The sequence below is a fragment of the Flavobacterium sp. Root901 genome (assembly GCF_001429765.1).
Classification (GTDB): Bacteria; Bacteroidota; Bacteroidia; order Flavobacteriales; family Flavobacteriaceae; genus Flavobacterium.
The window spans coordinates 411,757-430,080 of record NZ_LMJB01000007.1; the positions used below are offsets into that span (position 1 = coordinate 411,757).

The 18,324-nt window shown below is 34.4% G+C and carries 13 protein-coding genes; 4 read left to right on the forward strand and 9 right to left on the reverse strand.

From position 1 onward, the window contains the following. Window positions 1–38: 38 nt before the first annotated feature. Window positions 39–989, reverse strand: coding sequence for a bifunctional helix-turn-helix transcriptional regulator/GNAT family N-acetyltransferase (locus ASE21_RS15020; protein ID WP_057123503.1), 951 nt, complete (start codon window positions 987–989; stop codon window positions 39–41). Between the two features lie 331 nt (window positions 990–1,320). Next, window positions 1,321–2,343: a helix-turn-helix domain-containing protein gene (locus tag ASE21_RS15025; protein WP_057123504.1), complete on the reverse strand. Its 1,023-nt coding sequence runs from the start codon at window positions 2,341–2,343 to the stop codon at window positions 1,321–1,323. A gap of 181 nt (window positions 2,344–2,524) precedes the next feature. On the opposite strand from ASE21_RS15025, the gene ASE21_RS15030 reads away from it, so the two are divergent. Next, complete coding sequence (locus tag ASE21_RS15030; RefSeq protein WP_057123505.1) at window positions 2,525–3,007, forward strand: DNA-deoxyinosine glycosylase; 483 nt, start codon at window positions 2,525–2,527, stop codon at window positions 3,005–3,007. 290 nt (window positions 3,008–3,297) lie between these two features. Further along, entirely contained in the window at window positions 3,298–3,732 is a 435-nt protein-coding gene (locus tag ASE21_RS15035; protein WP_057123506.1) for a DUF6526 family protein, read from the forward strand. A gap of 39 nt (window positions 3,733–3,771) precedes the next feature. Here ASE21_RS15035 and ASE21_RS15040 read toward each other — a convergent pair whose 3' ends face one another. Beyond that, on the reverse strand, window positions 3,772–4,947 hold the full coding sequence (locus tag ASE21_RS15040; RefSeq protein WP_057123597.1) for a hypothetical protein: 1,176 nt from the start codon (window positions 4,945–4,947) through the stop codon (window positions 3,772–3,774). Window positions 4,948–5,273: 326 nt separating this feature from the next. On the opposite strand from ASE21_RS15040, the gene ASE21_RS15045 reads away from it, so the two are divergent. Further along, window positions 5,274–6,188, forward strand: a complete 915-nt coding sequence (locus ASE21_RS15045) for a hypothetical protein (protein ID WP_057123507.1) — start codon at window positions 5,274–5,276, stop codon at window positions 6,186–6,188. A gap of 158 nt (window positions 6,189–6,346) precedes the next feature. Here ASE21_RS15045 and ASE21_RS15050 read toward each other — a convergent pair whose 3' ends face one another. The 6 genes from ASE21_RS15050 to ASE21_RS15075 all read right to left on the reverse strand — a co-directional run bounded on the left by ASE21_RS15050 (window position 6,347) and on the right by ASE21_RS15075 (window position 16,127). Continuing rightward, window positions 6,347–8,371 (reverse strand): glycoside hydrolase family 97 protein, encoded by a 2,025-nt coding sequence (locus ASE21_RS15050; RefSeq protein WP_057123508.1) that lies wholly within the window; start codon window positions 8,369–8,371, stop codon window positions 6,347–6,349. A gap of 25 nt (window positions 8,372–8,396) precedes the next feature. Continuing rightward, complete coding sequence (locus tag ASE21_RS15055) at window positions 8,397–9,641, reverse strand: glycoside hydrolase family 71/99-like protein (protein ID WP_057123509.1); 1,245 nt, start codon at window positions 9,639–9,641, stop codon at window positions 8,397–8,399. A gap of 224 nt (window positions 9,642–9,865) precedes the next feature. Next, entirely contained in the window at window positions 9,866–11,371 is a 1,506-nt protein-coding gene (locus tag ASE21_RS15060; protein ID WP_057123510.1) for a RagB/SusD family nutrient uptake outer membrane protein, read from the reverse strand. 24 nt (window positions 11,372–11,395) lie between these two features. Further along, entirely contained in the window at window positions 11,396–14,395 is a 3,000-nt protein-coding gene (locus ASE21_RS15065) for a SusC/RagA family TonB-linked outer membrane protein (RefSeq protein WP_082603486.1), read from the reverse strand. A 119-nt stretch (window positions 14,396–14,514) separates the two neighbouring features. Next, the gene (locus tag ASE21_RS15070; protein WP_057123512.1) at window positions 14,515–15,597 is read right to left on the reverse strand and encodes a hypothetical protein; all 1,083 of its coding nucleotides are present in this window, start codon (window positions 15,595–15,597) and stop codon (window positions 14,515–14,517) included. A gap of 8 nt (window positions 15,598–15,605) precedes the next feature. Further along, a complete protein-coding gene (locus ASE21_RS15075; RefSeq protein ID WP_057123513.1) occupies window positions 15,606–16,127 on the reverse strand; it encodes a DUF5004 domain-containing protein in 522 nt (173 codons plus the stop codon). 474 nt (window positions 16,128–16,601) lie between these two features. Here ASE21_RS15075 and ASE21_RS15080 point away from each other — a divergent pair, with 474 nt between their 5' ends. After that, window positions 16,602–18,200: a DUF6377 domain-containing protein gene (locus ASE21_RS15080; RefSeq protein WP_057123514.1), complete on the forward strand. Its 1,599-nt coding sequence runs from the start codon at window positions 16,602–16,604 to the stop codon at window positions 18,198–18,200. Window positions 18,201–18,324 lie beyond the last annotated feature (124 nt).

The window sequence follows — 18,324 nt, forward strand, 5'->3', positions numbered from 1 at the left end:
TCTTAGCACCTTAGTACCTTAGAATCTTAGTCTCTTTTTTAAAGAACCAACTCCATCTGTATATTACAACGTTTGTAAGGAGTTTCTAACCCAAAAACCTTTTCAAAGCCCAGTTTGTAATACAAATTTATAGCTGGTTTTAAGATCGTGTTACTTTCCAGATATATTTTTTTTGCGCCGAGTTCTTTGGCAGAAGCCACAATAGCCTGACCTAACAACCAGCCAATATTTTTCCCCTGAGCTTTTGGTGAAACGGCCATTTTTGCCATTTCAAAATCATACTCTGGATTGTTCGTTTTTATGAGAGCACACACACCAACAGGTTCGCTTTCATATAAAGCAACAAGGATTTTTCCACCTTTTTTTAAAATATAATCTTCCGGATTGTCGAGTGCTTTATAATCGGCTTCTTCCATTTCAAAATAGGTCGAAATCCATTCTTCGTTTAAAGCTTTAAAAGCTTCTTTGTATTGAGGCGTGTACTCGACAATTTTAACGTCTTTGCTTTCGCGAAGCTTTTTCTGATCGCTTACTCTTTTAAACATTGATTTTTGTTGCAATAAAAATTCCCATTCTTCAAGCGCGGCCCAAAGATTATGTTTTGATTCAGAAATTAAATCATCTATCGCAATATCAATGTCTTTGAGCTGGTGCTGGATATTTTTTGCCAGCAAAAGTCCTTTTTGCGATAAAACAACATTGTTTTTTCGCTTATCATCTGTTTTTAGATTTTCCTCCACTAGTCCCGCTGCCATCATTTCCCGAATAATTTTACTCACAGACGGCTGAGAATGACCAATTTCATTCGCAATTTCAGTAATTGTTAATTCTCTGTCTTCCGTCAATGTATAAAATACAGGAAACCATTTTGGTACAAAATCTGCACCATACAATTCGTATATTTTTGAAGCATCATCTGTTATAACTGCTGTCATTAAACGCAAACGGCTTCCTAAAGCTGCTTTGCCTACTTTGTTAAAAAAATCCATAATATAATTAATTATATAACCAGTTATACAAATGTATAAAAAAAATCTTTTTTGCAAAATTTTTTTTAAGGTGAACTGATTGTTTCAAACGAACAAAGTTCAAAACTTTAAATTTACTTATAAGAGTTTTACTCTAACCTCCACCCTTTGTTCATAAAAAAACTAAGATTCTAAGTTTGGAGCTTCTATTTAATAGAACCTCAGCGACTCAGAATCTTAGCATTTTGGTATATATCTTGCTTAAAGCTAACGACATTATTTTTTAGAGATTCTAAGATTCTAAGTTTTCTTCTTAGCTTCTTAATATCTCAGTATCTCAGCAGCTTAGAAATCAAGCTGTAATAGCCAGTGGATTTAAATTGAATTTATATTCTTTAGGACTGCAGTTAAATTTTTGTTTGAATATTTTAGAAAAATAACTTCTGCTGGTAAAACCAATACAATAAACAATTTCAGAAATATTTAAATCAGATGTTCTAATTAAAATTTCGGCTTTTAAAACACGCATGTGCGTAATATAATCGTTTACAGTTCTGTTGTGGATCATTTTAAAACCTTCCTGAAGTTTATTTGGAGAAAGACCTGATTTTTTACTTAGCGATTTGATTGTAAAAGGCTCTTCCGGATTTGCTTTTATGGCTTCTGAAAGTTCTTTTATTTCTTCCATTTCCCTTAAAGTTAAGCAGTTTGCTTCTTTAGAAAATGAATTCAAATCATCTGTATGCTGCTGGATTTCCATTGCCAGGATAATTCTCAAAATTCCTTCTTTTAATAAATTTCTAACAATTCCGGTTTGTGTCACGGCATTTAACTGCTCGATTTTTTCACCAATTTTTAAATTATATGAACCGGCATAAAAGAATTCTTCGTTAAGGTTTTCCTGAAAAAATGTTTCGCGAACCATTTTGTTTAAAGAATTAGCATGATCTGGTTCGGTTTGAGTTCCAACAATTATTAAAGTAAATTTTGTCTTTTTATCTTTTTCAAAATACAAAACATTATCTTGTTTTAATTTTGAAGTCACAATAGCAGTTTGAAACGTTTTTAATTTTCTTTGTTCACCATGAATTCCAAAACTGTGTGAAAGATTACCTTTAGAACAATATGCAAAATACAAAGGCGATGAAATTCCGTTAATAATATTCAGTTTTAAATCTACTGAAAAAGTCATATCAAACTGAACATAAGAAATATTATCATTAAACGATGCCCCGCTTATAGATCCTTTTGCAAAATTATTATTTACTTCAAGTTTATATTCATCAACGTCAAAAGTTACTTGTCCGCCGAAGTTTTTATTCAATTCTTCAAATATGTTTTGAATTTTCTCTGTATGTATAGTAACTATTTTCATTTTTTTTCGATTTAAATTCTGTAATTTTAATGAGATTCTTAAACCGCATTATTACGTTTAAAATGTAGATTCAAAGTTCGCTTAATCGTAAACCAAAAATGTTATATAATTTTCTGCAATTGTTTTATAATTACTTATCACTATAATTTTAACTCAAATAAAATATTTCTTGATTCAATAAATGAAAAGCTACTCTTTCTCCCCAATAAGTTCAGAAGACTCTAATGTGTTGATTTTAGGCACGATGCCCGGAACAAAATCATTAGAATTGAATCAATATTACGGGCACAATCAAAATAACTTCTGGAAGTTTTTGTTTACAATTTTCAACGAAGAATTCTCAACCGATTATGAAACCAGAAAAACGCTTTTACTTAAAAATAAAATTGCGCTTTGGGATGTTTTACAATATTGTGACAGAGTGGGAAGTTTAGACAGTGCGATCAAAAATGAAATTGCAAATGATTTTGAAACTTTTCTAAAACTTCATCCAAAAATAAATACCATTTTATTTAACGGACAAAAGGCTGCGGCATTTTTTAAAAAATATGTTCACTTAAAAAAATCCTATACATTAATTACACTGCCGTCTACAAGTCCCGCAAATGCTGGCAAAACATTCCAGTCCAAATTGGATGAATGGAAAATTATTGGCACTTTATAATATAAAAAAAGCGAAATATTGAAATAATGTAAATTTTGAACTTTAAAATATAACACGAAATTTCTCAACTTAGTATAATTTTACAATCAAGAAATCAAAGCCAGATTTAGGAAGGTTGCAATAAAATGAAGAGGAGGCTTTTTTAAATTACAAATACTACTAAGACAAACTTTTTAGAAGTTTATATTATAAAGAGAACATTGGTTATGTTAGTTTATTTTTGAGAAAAAAGCTATTCTAAATTATTAGGGTAGCTTTCTTTTTTTAGCTTTAACTTAAATATTCCAATTATGAAAATCCAGACTTACTATAATCACATTCGATTTTACACACCTCACCACTTTGTATATTATCCGGTTTTAACGGCCTTTTTAGCATTCAGTATTTACTTTGCGTGGACAACAAACCAATGGCTTATCTGGTCTTTTATCAGCGTTGTTTTTGTGTTTTTGTTTGCTCTTGCTTTTATGCTCCGACAACATTATGCGCTTACTCTACAAAACCGAATAGTGCGTTTAGAACTCCGTTACCGCTACTTCACCCTGACCGGAAAAAGATTAGAAGAATTTGAACACAAATTAACCGATGATCAAATCTTTGCCTTACGATTTGCACCAGACGATGAAATTCTCCCTTTGCTCGAAGATGCATTAAAAAACAACCTCACCGGAGACGCTATAAAAAAAGCGATCGTACACTGGCGCGCTGATTATAACAGAGTTTAGTGCAAAGTTTAATAACCTTGCAGAAAAGGCTGAGTACTATTAATCAGGTTTATTTTTCTTATAATTAAATAAGATATAAAACAAGAATAAATCTAGCCACACCAGAGCCAATACAACAAAAAATACCAAAGTAATATTTGGATGCAGGTAATTTGGATTGTAAAAATAACGATCAAGCGCTTCAAATTTTTCGTTCAGGGCTTTTCTGTCAAAGTAATTTTCGATTCCGTTTAAAGACCTTTCCTGATTCTTAGCATAATAAAAAACCTGCGAAGTCAGTTTCTGCGGAACAATTCGAGATTCAATATTGTATTTCTTTAATAAAGTATCCAATTTTTGAAACCTGCTTTTCAGCGAATCCTGTTTAAATTTATACAACAGATTATAGCGTTTTACTGCAGCCTCATATTGTTGTTTAGCAACTGGTTCGCCAATTACAGGTTTATAAAGCGATTTATTTTCAAGAAAAACACAAATATCTTTATCGTATTCCGGACTTACTTCGAGACCTTTAAAAACGATTTGCGTGCTGTCTCCAATAATTGTTTTTTTAATGATTCTTTCTTTAAGAATATTGACATCCAATCCTGTAAAATCAAAAACCGAATCTGTTTTTTGAGAAACTTTGTTATACGTTTCAGTCAAAACTTTCAGTGTATCAATGCTGTAGTAAGTCGTTTCGGTATTAAATTGATCGTGAAAAATTAAAACCTGTTTTTCTTCCTTAATTACAGGATACGGTTTTGGATATAAAATATTCTCATAATTAAACAGTTTTTCAGAATAGTATGAAGTATAATTATACAAAAACGGATTCAATACATTCAACAATTCCTTGTCGTCATTATATTTTTTTTGAGACAATTCTCCTCTTAATTTTGCATTCTGCCCAAAACTAAAGCTGATAAAAAAAGTTAAGGAGGCAAAAGAAATAAGCAGCAGAAAAAAGCCAATCTGAATAATTTTAGAGAATGAATATTGCTGTCTGGCGTGGTTCTTCAATAAAAAAAACAAAAAGAAAAACAAAAATATACAGCTTACAAAAAAGTGCGAAATCGAAACATCATCATAAAACTTAAACCTGTAAAACTCCGAGTAAATATCAATATTCTTAATTCCTTCAAAAGTAAAATAGCCATACAAAAAATAAGCTAAATGAATAAATGCCAAAACAATAAAAGACTTAATGAGGTATTTTTTCAGGTTTTTGTTCATAGTAAAAGGTTTATATTCAAATATAACAATATCAATTTGAGGATGAAAATAAATTCCTTCATTTTTACATTTACATTCAGGGCGTGCCACCATTTAAAAAAATCCCCGATGCATCTTTGCGTTCATTGGGGATTTTTTTAAATGCTGTCGGGCTATCCGCGCTGCTTCGGCAGCCTGCTCCTATCCCTCACGCAGGAAGACTTAAACAAAAAACAACCATATCTTATTGAAAATCAAAATAATAAACTAAACAAAGTCAATTTTGAGTGATTTTTTTTGTTAACTTTAAGTATCAAAATTCATTAATAAACCTAAACATCAATTCCATGAAAAAATTAGTTTATTTATTGATAATTCCCTTCTCCTATTTATCGGCAAATGCACAGACAACAGCCGAAATAACAGCTGAAAATCCCGTAATGAATGCAAAAAATAATTCAGATGAACTGCAGAATTATATCGCTGAGGATCTGCCCTGGCGCGGAAGAAGGTTTAAAGTAACAGCCGGTGCTTTTTTTCCTTTCAACAATACCGAAGTTGAAGTTAACGGAACAAATGGAAACATTGGAACTGACATTGACTTTGAGCGGGACTTAGGTTTTCAAAGCAATACTGTTTCCTTTTTTGGAGCATTTGAATGGCGCGCTTCCCGAAGATCGCGTTTTAATCTGGAATATTTTTATTTAAAAAGAAATTCAGAAAAAATACTCCAAAAAGAAATTGAATTCCAAGATCATACTTATCCGGTCGATGCCAGGATTTCGGCTTTTATGAATAACGAAATTATTCGGTTTGCATACGGATATGCAATAGTTTCCAAACCTAAATACGAATTAGGTTTACTAATAGGTGCGCACGTCATGCTTGCTGATGTCGGAATCAGATTTGTAGCCAATACAGCGGAGGCAGAATATCATGACAATGTAGACTTTACCGCTCCTTTACCAGATATTGGAATCTGGGGCGAGTTTGTTCTCGGAAAAAAAGTAGGTTTGTATGCAAATGTAAATTACTTCGCACTCAAAATAAACGACATCGACGGCCGGATTATCAGCTATAATTTATCGATTTTATATAATGTTTATAAAGATTTCAGCCTAACGGCCGGATACACAGGCTTAAACTTCAGACTTGACGCAACCAGACCCCGACTCGACGGTTACTTCAAATGGGGATACAATGGACCTAGTCTGGCAGCAACTTACAGTTTTGGAAATCATGTGAAGTTTTACAGACATTGAGTTTTTGGTTTTTTGTTTCAGGTTTCAGGTTTAACTCTAACGTTTAATTCAACCGCAAACCATTTAAAGTTTATAAAACCTGAAACAAAATTAAAAAACAAACCCGACATCTTTTTGAGGATATCGGGTTCATTCAAGCAAACTTAACTCAAACTAACTTATTTTTCGATTGGAGTAAATTTTACAGCTGTTCCTCCGCCAGCTGCCAATTTGATATTTAAAACGGTTTGGTTATTTACCTTTTGTTTTGAAATCGTAACAGGATATGGATTGGTTTTATAGTTGGCTCCGGCTCCATCGGCATAAATTTCGGCTTCATATTCTTTCCCTTTATCCAGGAAAGATAAAGTTACTTTAAGATCTCTTGCGTCTTTGTTTGTGATAGAACCTAAGTACCAGTTTTTCTCGTCCCAGTCTTTACGAACAATGGTAGTATATTCTCCAATTTTAGAATCCAAAACCTTAGTATCAGACCAAGTGCACGGAACATTTTTAATGAATTGAAATTCTGGTTTATCAACATAATTTTCCGGTAAATCTGAAGCCATTTGCAGCGGACTAAAAATAATGACATACAAAGCAAGCTGATTGGCCAAAGTAGTTTGTACACGTGCGCCCGAAGGCGTTTTATAATCAAAATTGAAATTTCCGGGTGTGTAATCAAATGGTCCGGAAAGCATTCTTGTAAAAGGCAGAGTCGTTAAATGCTGCGGTGTATTTCCGCCGTCTACAGACCACGCATTATATTCCTGACCTCTTCCGCCTTCCTGAGACATAAAGTTTGGATAAGTACGCTGAATTCCTGTACCTTTTATCGGCTCATGGTTATCAATCATAATATGATATTTGGCGGCCGTTTCGATTACTTTTCTGTAATGACGGGATGCGTACTGGCTGTCGTGCCATTCTTTTTTATCCAGATACTTGTTTACATAACCCGTTTTAACAGAATTAACTCCCATTTTCTGATACAATTTAAATGCATCTTCAAGCTGGCTTTCATAATGTTTAGAAGCGCCGGCAGTTTCGTGATGTCCAATTAAGCGGACATTTTTCATTGCTGCATATTTTGTAATTTCTTCCAGATTAAAATCGGGATAAGCTTTTACAAAGCTAAAAGCATTTCCGTCAGCGGTCCAGTCACCGTCCCAGCCCTCGTTCCAGCCTTCAACCAGAACGCCGTCAAAATTGTTTTTCGCAGCAAAATCAATATATTCTTTTGTGTTTTTTGTTGTAGCACCATGTTTTGGGCCTTGTCCCCAAGTGAATTTTTCCAAATGCATTCCCCACCAGATTCCGATATATTTAGAAGGTGTAATCCAGGAAAGGTCTTCAATTTTTGAAGGTTCGTTCAAATTCAGCATAATGGTTGAAGTCGCAACATCGCCGGGCGTTTTTCCTACAACAACTGTTCTCCAAGGTGTTTTAAAAGGTGTTTCTGCATATACTTTTACACCATCTGCCCAAGGCACTAAATCACTTTTGTATTGTTTATCACTTGTTTTTAAAAGTGTCATTGAAGCAAAATCAGTTAAATTGGCTTCGTGAATCGCAACGTATAAATTCTCTTTTGTTTCAAAAGTTGCCGGAGTATTTATGGTATCGGTTTTGCTGATTGATGTTTTGCGGTATTCACTTTCGTAATAACTGTTTTCGCGGTGCACCGGAATCCACCAGACATCATTATTAGATTTAAAAGTAAACTGAGTAATTTCGTTTGAGATTTTCACTTTTCCTAAATGCGGCTGTTTTGGAAATTCATATCTAAATCCTAAACCGTCATCAAAAACCCTGAAAATAATATCAACCAAACGTTCTTCTCCCTTTGATTCTTTTAAGTGAACAATCAATTCGTTATGATGATCGCGGACTTTTTTGAATTCTCCCCAAGGCTGTTCCCAAGTTTCATCAGCCGATTTTTCTTCGGTGGAAACCACTTCAAAACCATCTGTCATTTTTTGAATTCCCTGAAATTCAAATCCTAACAGAGAAGGTTCTATAACAGATTTTCCATTAGAAGTAAAACTGTATTGAGGCTGCCCTGAAACAGTTAATTCAAAAACTAATTCAGCTTTTTTTCCGGGAGAAGTAATTTTGTATGTTTTTTTAGTACCAGCACTGCAGGCGTAAATTAATATTGACGCTAAAGCAATTATACAGTATCTATATCTTATGTTTTTCATTATTTAATTGTATTAATTACAACTCTTATTTTATTTCGTTTATTAACTGTTTTGCTTTTGCGGGCTGCATGGAAACAAAATAATTAAAAGCCTGATCCAGTTTATTCTGAGCATCTGCATTGCCTTTCTTTTCTATACGCAGATTATACATTTTGCTGATATCCGGAAACACAGATTCGGTACTTTTTACTCCGGCAAATGCTTTTACTTTTTCGATATACGTGTAACCAAATTCAACTGTTGGTTCAAACATTGTTCCTTCACCAAAGTCGTTCCAGGTAATTAACTGCAGGTAATTTAAATTGGCATTTTTAGCTAAAGAAAGTGTTTCATCAAGCGTTGCTCCATTGTTATGGTCAATAGTCCAGCCAATTGCCGCTCCGCCTCCGCCTTCGGCATAAAAATCTTTAAACCCGGGATAAGCACTTCCAATTGCTGCAGAAAGTTTTGGTTTTGTATTGGTATAAAAATTCGTTAGATAGGTACTGTTTTTATAAACCCAGGCATATTCTCCGGATGCATTTGCTCCGGCTTCTACAGACTGGTCCCAAAGTGTCAGGAAAGTTGGTTTTGTAGTAATACTGCTAAAAACATTTGTCCATTCGGCTGGTGTCTGCAATACAATTGGACCAAAATTTAGCAACAGCGGTTTTCCATTTACTTTGATGTAGTTTTTATCATCAAAATAATTCTTTTCCATATACGCTAAATCGGTTTTCGCAGCGCTGGTTACAGAAATTGCTTTTCCGGCGTTTACCACATTAGTTGTTACTCTGTCTTCGTAAACAATGGCATATTCCAGTCCAACTTTATCCAGCATTGCTATAATTTGTTCTGTGTTTTCTTTTACCATTCTGTAATCGTTAACATCGTAAGTTCCGTACCAATCGATCAAAACACCATCAATTCCTGAATATTTCATCAATAATAAATGATTTTCAATCACATTTTTATCTCCGGAATGATATGGCCCAATAAGAGGATAATAATACGAAGCGATTTCCCTGCGGTTATTTGCGCCTATAGTATTCGGATTTTTGTTTGCCATTGTCCAGTGGTATCCCCATTTTTTATCGGCACTGCTTTCATTGGTTTCAAACCAGGGCATGTAATGAACATAAATTTTGGTGCTGTTTGTTTTTTCAACTGCAACAGGCGCAAGCACTTCTGGTTTTACAGGTTCTTCGGGACTTTTGTCATCGCTGCTGCATCCGGAAACGACTACAATGCTCATTATCCCAAAAAACAATAATGTGATATATCTTTTCATATTGATGTTTTGTTATTTTATTTTTTGCCACAGATAAAAGCAATTAAAAATTGAGAATTAAAAATTAAAAATCTGCTGTATTTGCATAAAAAAATTACTCAGAATATTATGATTCTTAAAATATTTTTAATTTTTAATTCTCAATTTTTAATTTAAAAAGTTTCTATGTTATAAATATGCCAGCCTTCCACGACTAACCAACATGGAAGACTGACATTGAGAACCTAATACCCAGGATTTTGTACCAGGTTTTTATTTGTTGTTAAAACTGTGCTCGGAATTGGGAAAATTGCTCTGTAGGCAGGAGTTGTTCCTTTTTCCCACCATGGCTGGAAGAATGTTCCAAAACGGATATTGTCTGTTCTTCTTCTTCCTTCAAAAGTAAATTCCTTAAGCAGTTCCTGATCGATAAAGTTCAGGTCGATTACTGCCGGCATTTCTTCTCCGGCACGTGCAGTTACCTGCTGTACAAATGGTTTTGCTAAATCTGCAGACCCTAAACGAACATAACATTCTGCCTGCATCATTAAAATTTCGGCATAACGAATTACTACTAAATCGTGATCACGCTCCCATGTTTCTCCGGCTTTCATTTCGTATTTACCTAAACGAACACCCTGGTTTTCTTTAGCATCGGCAACACTTGTAACTTCTTCTGTATAGGTTAATGGCTCTCCGTTATCCATTGTAATTACAGTTCCGGTTGCTAAATTGATCTGATCTCCGGCGATCATGCATTTTTTTCTTTTGTCTGTATCGGCAAAAGCAGAATAAACTCCCGGCTGTGCACACATTCCGTTTGCACTCCAAGGGTAATCTCCAACTGGAGAAATCGTTAATTTATGAAGATAATGACAAGACATTGAACTCATGTAGTTTCCAACAGTTCCTGCTTTTGAATCGTAAGGAATAGCGAAAATAATTTCAGGTGATTTCTCATTTTGAGTGGCAAAATTGGCAAAGAAATCCGGAGCCAGTGTATAACCTGAAATTTTTTGGCACATGTCGATACAATCCTGCCAGCGAGCTGTTCCTATAAAAGCTTGTGAGTTAAGATATAATCTTGCCAAAAGTGCGTATGCTACATTTTTTGTCATTTTAGAATACACCACATTTGAGGTTAAATGCGGAATGGCGTCTTTTAATTCTTTTTCAACAAAATCATAAACTTGTTTTCTTGTAGAATTGGAAGGCAGCGCTGTATCTGCAAAATCTATAACAATTGGCACATTTCCGAATAAATCTAAAAGATTATAATAGTAATAGGCTCTTAAGGCTTTCAACTCAGCATAAATGGGTGCTTTTGCATTATCAGTCAATGACGATTTATCAATTTGATAAATGATGGAGTTGATTTTTGCAATTCCGGTATAGTTGTAACGCCACGCCGAAAGAATCATACGGTTATCTGCTTTCCAGGTATGTTTTTGTGCATCCTGATATTGCCCGCCATCGTACCAGTTTGTTCCTCTGGTAGGGATTGTAGCTTCATCAGAAACGGTTTCATTCAAAAAGAATACGTATTCGCAGGTTGGATAATTGTTTGAAATTCCATCGGCGAAACCTCTTAACGATGAATACGCCCCGCCAACTAATGCATCAATTTCTTTTGGAGTATTTCCAAAATTTCCATCTTCTACTCTATCATATAACTGTTCGTCCAAATCGGTACATGATGATATCGTAAAAAGCATGCTTACTAATATTGCTGCTGTTATTTTGATTTTCATTTTTTATATTTTTGAGTTAATCGCTTAGTTATTCAGCGTGAAATTTAATCCAACAGAAATTGTTGTCGGACGAGGATAATTGTTGTACTTATCGATACCAGGCGCTGCTAATCCTGTCTGGTCAACACCGTCTTGTGCATTTAAACCAATCTCCGGATCTACTCCTTTGTATTTTGTAAATACAGCAAGGTTTTCTCCCATGATGTACATTCTCAATTTTGAATTTTTAAAGCCTAATGGCATTGTGTATCCAAGTGAAAGTGTCTGTAATCTAAAGAAAGACGCATCTTCGATCCAGTAATCTGAATATTTTGGAGAAGACGTAATTCCGCTTCCTAAGAAATCATCCGGTACATTGTAAGATGGTAATCTTGTAGGATCGTTCAGCATCATGTTTGTGGCGTTTAAAGCTTTTTGTCCAAACATTCCGTAACCTGTAACACCAAGATCAAAATTTCCGTAAGTAAAATTCATTCCAATACCCATAGTCAAATCTGGCTGAATGTTTCCTAAATCTGTTTTATCAGCATCGACTAAAGCACTTTCTGCTACAACATTTCCTGCTGCATTATAGTACTGAATTTTCCCGTTTTCATCAAGACCTGCATTTCTGAATCCCCAGAAAGTTCCCACCGGATATCCTTCGGCAATAACCTGAGAATATTGTCCTGACATACCTGCTAAACCGTGCAATGAACCACTGTAAATAACATCTGTTTTATAGGTTGGATTTGATAATTTTTCAATTTTCTGAACGTTGTGTCCTAGTGTTAAATTAGCATTCCAGGTAAATTTATCTCCTCTTACAATATCAGCATTTAAAGTAAGTTCAACTCCTTTGTTAGACATTTCTCCAACGTTTGCCAGCATAGTTCCAACCAGGTATGGCGGCTGAGGAACTTCATAAGTATATAATAAATCGTGTGTATTTTTTTGGTACCATTCAAATGAACCTGTGATTCTGTCAAAAAGACCAAAGTCAATACCAATGTTCAATTGTCTTGTAGATTCCCATTTTAAATCCGGATTTGGGTTTTGTTTTGGAGAATAAGCCAAACTCCACGTTCCTGTAACCGGATCGTAGTAACTGTCGTTTCCAACTCCTAAAATAGAAAGTGATTTGTATTCACCAATTCCGTCCTGATTACCCGTAACTCCGTAACCCACTCTTAATTTTAAAGATCCTAACCAGTCTTTTGTACCGCTCATAAAATCTTCGCTAGAAATTTTCCATGCTGCAGAGGCAGATGGGAAAGTTCCCCATTTATTATTTTCTCCAAAACGGCTAGAACCATCACGTCTTACTGTCGCTGTAAGCAGATATTTTCCGTCGTAATTGTAATTGGCACGAGCATAAAAAGAAACAAGGTTTGATTTTCCTTTATAAGAATAAACATCTCCTAAACGATAATTGTAACCTGCACCTAAGTTATTGTATCCAAAAGCATCTGTTACGAAACCGCTTCTTTGTGCTCCAAATCCCTGATAAATATTTTCAAGATAAGAATAACCGGCAAGTGCACTGATTGTATGTTTATCAATTACTTTAGAATAATTTACATAAAGTTCTCCTTGTGCATTTGTATATTCTGCATATGTTCTCTGTGCATATCCTGCCTCCGTTCTTCCTTCCATAATAGCATAAGTTGGTTTGTAAGTTCCGCCTGCTACTGCATTATGTTCTAACGAAATATTGGCAACTGCCTGAAAATCGTTTAAGAATTTAACCTCCGTTTTAAAATAACCTAAAAGTCTGTGTCTTTCGTTATCAACTGTTCTGTTTGTCAAAATTTCAACCGGGTTTTCATAGATATTTCCTCCTACAGAAGTAAAATTTCCATTAGCATCATAAACCGGAATTGTTGGGTTTAAGTTGTATGCACGTTCAAAAATTCTGTAATCAATTGGATGCCATTTATCGATATTGGCAAATAAACCCATATCAAATTTTACATCTTTGTTGTCTCCAAGATATTGATAAGCGCTAACATTTCCGCTGATTCTTTCTAAACCGGATTTTTTAATAACGCCTTCATTATTTAAATATGCGATTGAAGCTCTAAAACCGCTGTCTGCTTTTCCAGAATTAATACTTAAAGTATGTGATTGTGAAATTGCAGTCTGCTCGATTGCTTTCTGCCAGTTTGTGTTTCCGCCGTAGTCAACAGCGTCCATGTTTCCTGACTGACGAACGTAACCTCTCCATTGATTGGCAGATAAAAGATCTAAATTATCAGCCACATAACCCACGCTTGATAAACCGCTGTAAACAACAGAAACTCCTTTTGTCCCAGATTTTGTTGTAATAATGATAACTCCGTTTGCTCCTCTCGAACCATAAATAGCTGTCGCAGAAGCATCTTTAAGAACGTCAATTGATTTAATATCTGAAGGCTGAACCACATTAATATCTACACCTGCAATTCCGTCAACTACAATAAGCGGACTATTGCTTGCTGTTAATGACGTTCCTCCACGTAAACGAAGTGTTGCACCCGCAGCAGGATCACCTGAAGGACGAATGATATTTAATCCGGCCACTTTTCCCTGTAAAACCTGTTCAGTAGAAGAAATTGTTCCTTTTACTAAATTATCTGCCGTAACAGTTGAGATAGCTCCGGTTAAATCAGATTTCTTCTGCGTTCCGTATCCAACGGAAACCACCTGAACTTCTGCCAATTGATAACCGTCGTTCTGCAAACGAACTTCTAATTTTGAAGAAGCAGCTGTTATCTGTACTTTTTGAGTTGTTGATCCGATGAAAGAAACTTCGATTGAACTTCCTACGGCTACCTCAAGACTGAATTTCCCGTCAAAATCTGTAGTCGTTGCATTTCTTGTTCCGGATTCAATTACCGATGCGCCCGGCAACACCGTACCAGAATTGTCGTAAACGGTACCTGTTACCAGCTTTTTTCCCTGAGCAAACATTCCTGCCGAAAGAAAAAGCATGAAAATCATGAATACCAGCGATTTAGTAGTCCACATTTGATGCAGGACTATTTTTTTATTTTTACTATTCATATGTAGTTATTTATTGTTTTTCTATCAGTCATATGTAATTCGCATATCCAATATTTGTTCAACGACTAATTTAGGATTATGCTTATTTCATTAGAATGATGTTTTAATTTGATAGTGAATTATTTGTCTAAGGTTTTAAGAGGAATTGTCGTGTCTGAAATCGTTTTGTCTTTATTGTCTTTTACCAAAACATGAATTTCACTTAAAACAGGAGAATCCTTAAGTTCTGAAACCAAATTCACAAATCCTTTTATCTCTGCAGTTCCTCCGCTAAATTCACCAGAAATTGTTTTTGCACCGGCTGTAATAGTGTAAATTAATTTGTTTACTCCCGGTTCGTTGTTTTTTCTGGACATTCCTAAGAAGTCTTTCTGGCTGATTTGCAAAGGGAAAAATCCAAATACCGGTGCTGGCGGCGGTTCGTAAGCTCCAGCATATAAAACCTGATCCGGAATTGTTCCTGCCCAGTCATCTTTTACCATAAGGAAAACTAAATTTTCCATTACATAACCGTCTGGTGCATTGTAGTATGTTTTTGGAACTAAATCCATTTTGTAGAATCCGTTTCCTAAATCTTTTAATTTGGTTTTTTCAACAATATCCGGTAACCATGACTGGTATTCTTGTTTAATATCCCAATTATTCAATCCGCTATGAATATGCACACTCGTTGCACCCGCAAATCCAGGAGCTAAATTGGCATTAAATAAGATACTTACTCCTTTATCTAAAGTTGGTTTTGTCGGATAAGCCCTGATTAATTCATTTGCAGTGTAGAAAGAAGAAAAATCAGTATATGGCATATTCGCCACATCACTTTGTTTAGAACCGTTTTTGTTTTTCAGACGAAACCAAAATCCTGCGCTTGCTGCAATTTCTTCCGGAGTTTTAGAAAAATATAAAGTTGGAGTTAAAGTAAAGCTCCACATTTTGTTTCCTTCATATTTTAGTTTGGCAAAATCAGATGAGTTTTCCCAGTTTCCTGCATCCGGCTCAGACGGAGACCAGATCCAGATGTATAAATCTTCGTTTTCTGCAAACGTAGTTCCGGAAAGATCAAAGTACCATGTAACTTTTTCATCATATTTGTAAACAACCGGAAATGATGACATAGGTCCCACAGCTCCTGCGGCTTCTTGTGCCTTAGTAAAATTAGGAGCCATCAAAAGGGCAAGTAAAATTGTATATAGAAATTTTTTCATATTACTTTTTAATTAATAGCATTTAATTTGAATACATAAGTCACAAATGGAGTTCCTCCTGAAGAATGCACTAACTGAAATTCCATTTCGTCATTACTTCCCGGAACTGATGTTACTCTAAGTTCGTCTGTTTTTTGAGTTTTTGCAGCGTCGCTGTACAGGTAGATTCTTACTGCGCTGGCATTTGTCTGTTGAAAATCTGAGCTTAATTCCCAGTAGCCTTTTGGAGCAAATAAAGGAGGAACATTGCCTGTCACTTCATAACTTGTAGGTCTGTTTTTTTCGTCTACGCTGAAATTGATTTTAAAATCTTCGTAGTTAAAAAAAGTACTCAGGTTTTCTTCGCTTGGTTCGATCTTATTTGCTTTTGCAAATTCGTCAACCATTTTCAGATTTGTTAATCCCCAATTTCCATTTACTTTTTCATAAATCGTAATCGGATCAACGTAGCTTCCGTCTTCTGTATTGTCGCAGCTAATCGCGAAAAAACACATCAATAGAGCTAACCAATAATAACTTTTACTTCTCATAAATTTTTGGTTTTTGTTAGTTTTTCATCCTCTAAAAAGGACAGTACGAAACTAGATGTTAAATAAATCTAAAAAAAAATATCTGCTAAAAATCAAGATATAATTCAAACGTTTTCGTAATTAAATAATTGATTATCAATTCATTAAATTTTAATAAAAAAGATAAAAATCAAGGTCTTGTTTAGATCAAAATACGCTATTAATAATGGTAAATATGACAATATGAAAATTTTATGTGATTATTTTTTCACTATATATATATATAATTGCTTTTTATTGTATAATTGCAAATTAATAGAGTACTTTTAACATTTTAAGACTGCTTAAAGACTTACACAGCAGGATTATAGATGAAACCGTAAAAATCTGCTCTCAATATTCTTAAAAACCGCTAATCATCATTTTTAAGTAATTTTGCTTTAAACGAATTAACTCAAAACCATAATTATCTTACCCTAAAACCACATTACAACCATGCAAAAAATATTTGTTCTATATTTTTTCATTGCGGGTTTTTCTCTAACTGCGAAAGAGACAAATCCAATTCTTGAAGAATTAGATAATGTACTGCTAAAAAAAGAAGTTTACTTAAAACAGAAATATCGCAAAATTGAAGCTTTAAAAAGAAACGTTTCAAAATATACGGTCAGCCAGAATAATGAAGAGCTGTACAATACTTATATGGCATTATTTGAGGAATATAAATCATTCAAATACGACTCGGCTTATTATTATTTAGAAGAATCAAAAATCAAGGCCAAAGTTTTAAAAGATCCAAAATATTTAGCCAAAAGCCGAATCAAAGAAGGTTTCGTTTTACTTTCTTCAGGACTTTTTAAGGAAGCAATTGATACTTTGAATGTAATTGACGATCAAAAACTGGATCAAAAAAACAAATTTGAATATTATAATATAAAAGCCCGAGCGTATTATGATCTTGCCGATTATAACCGTGACCAGCGTTTTAATATTCATTATGTGCAGCAGGGAAATCATTTTCTAAAAAAGGCTTTAGAATTAATTGGAACCAATACCAATGAATATTGGGCTGCCGAAAGCTTAAAACGTCTAAAACAGCAAGACTGGCGCGGTGCCGAATTTGCTTTTAGCTACTGGATCAACAATTACAATTTACCTCCTGATTATTACGGAATTGCAACCTCAAGTCTTGGTTATATTTATTCTGAAAGAGGTTATACAAAAAAAGCGATTCAATATCTCGCACTCGCCGCTATAGCCGATGTTAAAAACGCAACGAAAGAAACTGTTGCCCTTCGAAATCTGGCCAATGAACTCTTTAAAATGGGATATCTGGACAAAGCAAACGAATATATTAATATCGCAATGGACGACGCCACTTTTTACAACGCCAGACATCGCAAAATTGAAATTTCGTCTATATTGCCTATTATCGAAAAAGCGCAGTTAAATAACGTAAAAGATAAAAATGATAAACTGGAAAGGATTATTATTTTGCTGACCATTTTAACGCTTATTATTATTTTGTTTTCGATTATTATTTTCAAGCAATTAAAAGAGAAAAACAAAGCGAGAAAAATAATGGCGTCGTCGTATGCGCAGCTTCAGGAAATGAATATTAGCCTGAGCGAAGCAAATGCTATTAAAGAGGAATATATTACGTATTTTATTAAAGCGACTTCGGCTTTCATTAATAAGATTGACCATATTCAGAAAAGTACGCTTCATAAAATCATTACTAAAAAAACAGATGAAGTTATTGCGAGCCTCAAACGCTACAATGTAAAGGAAGAAAGGGAAAATCTTTTTCACCAGTTTGATGAAATCTTCCTGAAATTGTTTCCCACTTTTGTGACGGATTTTAATAATTTATTTCCAAACGATCATAAATGTATTGTAAAAAAAGGGGAACTTTTAAATACAGAATTACGCATTTTTGCCCTTTACCGACTGGGAATTCAGGACAGCAGCCAAATGGCTGAATTTCTGGAACTTTCTGTAGCTACCATTTACACCTACAAAACCAGAATTAAAAGTAAATCAGACTTTAAAGATACTTTTGAAGAGAAAATTATGGCGATTAAAACTATATAAGGTGCTAAGGTGCTAAGGTGCTAAGGTGCTAAGGTTCTAAGATGCTAAGGTTCTAAGTTTTTTTATATTTTGCACAATCTTGTCATTTCGACGAAGGAGAAATCTCCGTAAGTAGCTCTGCAAC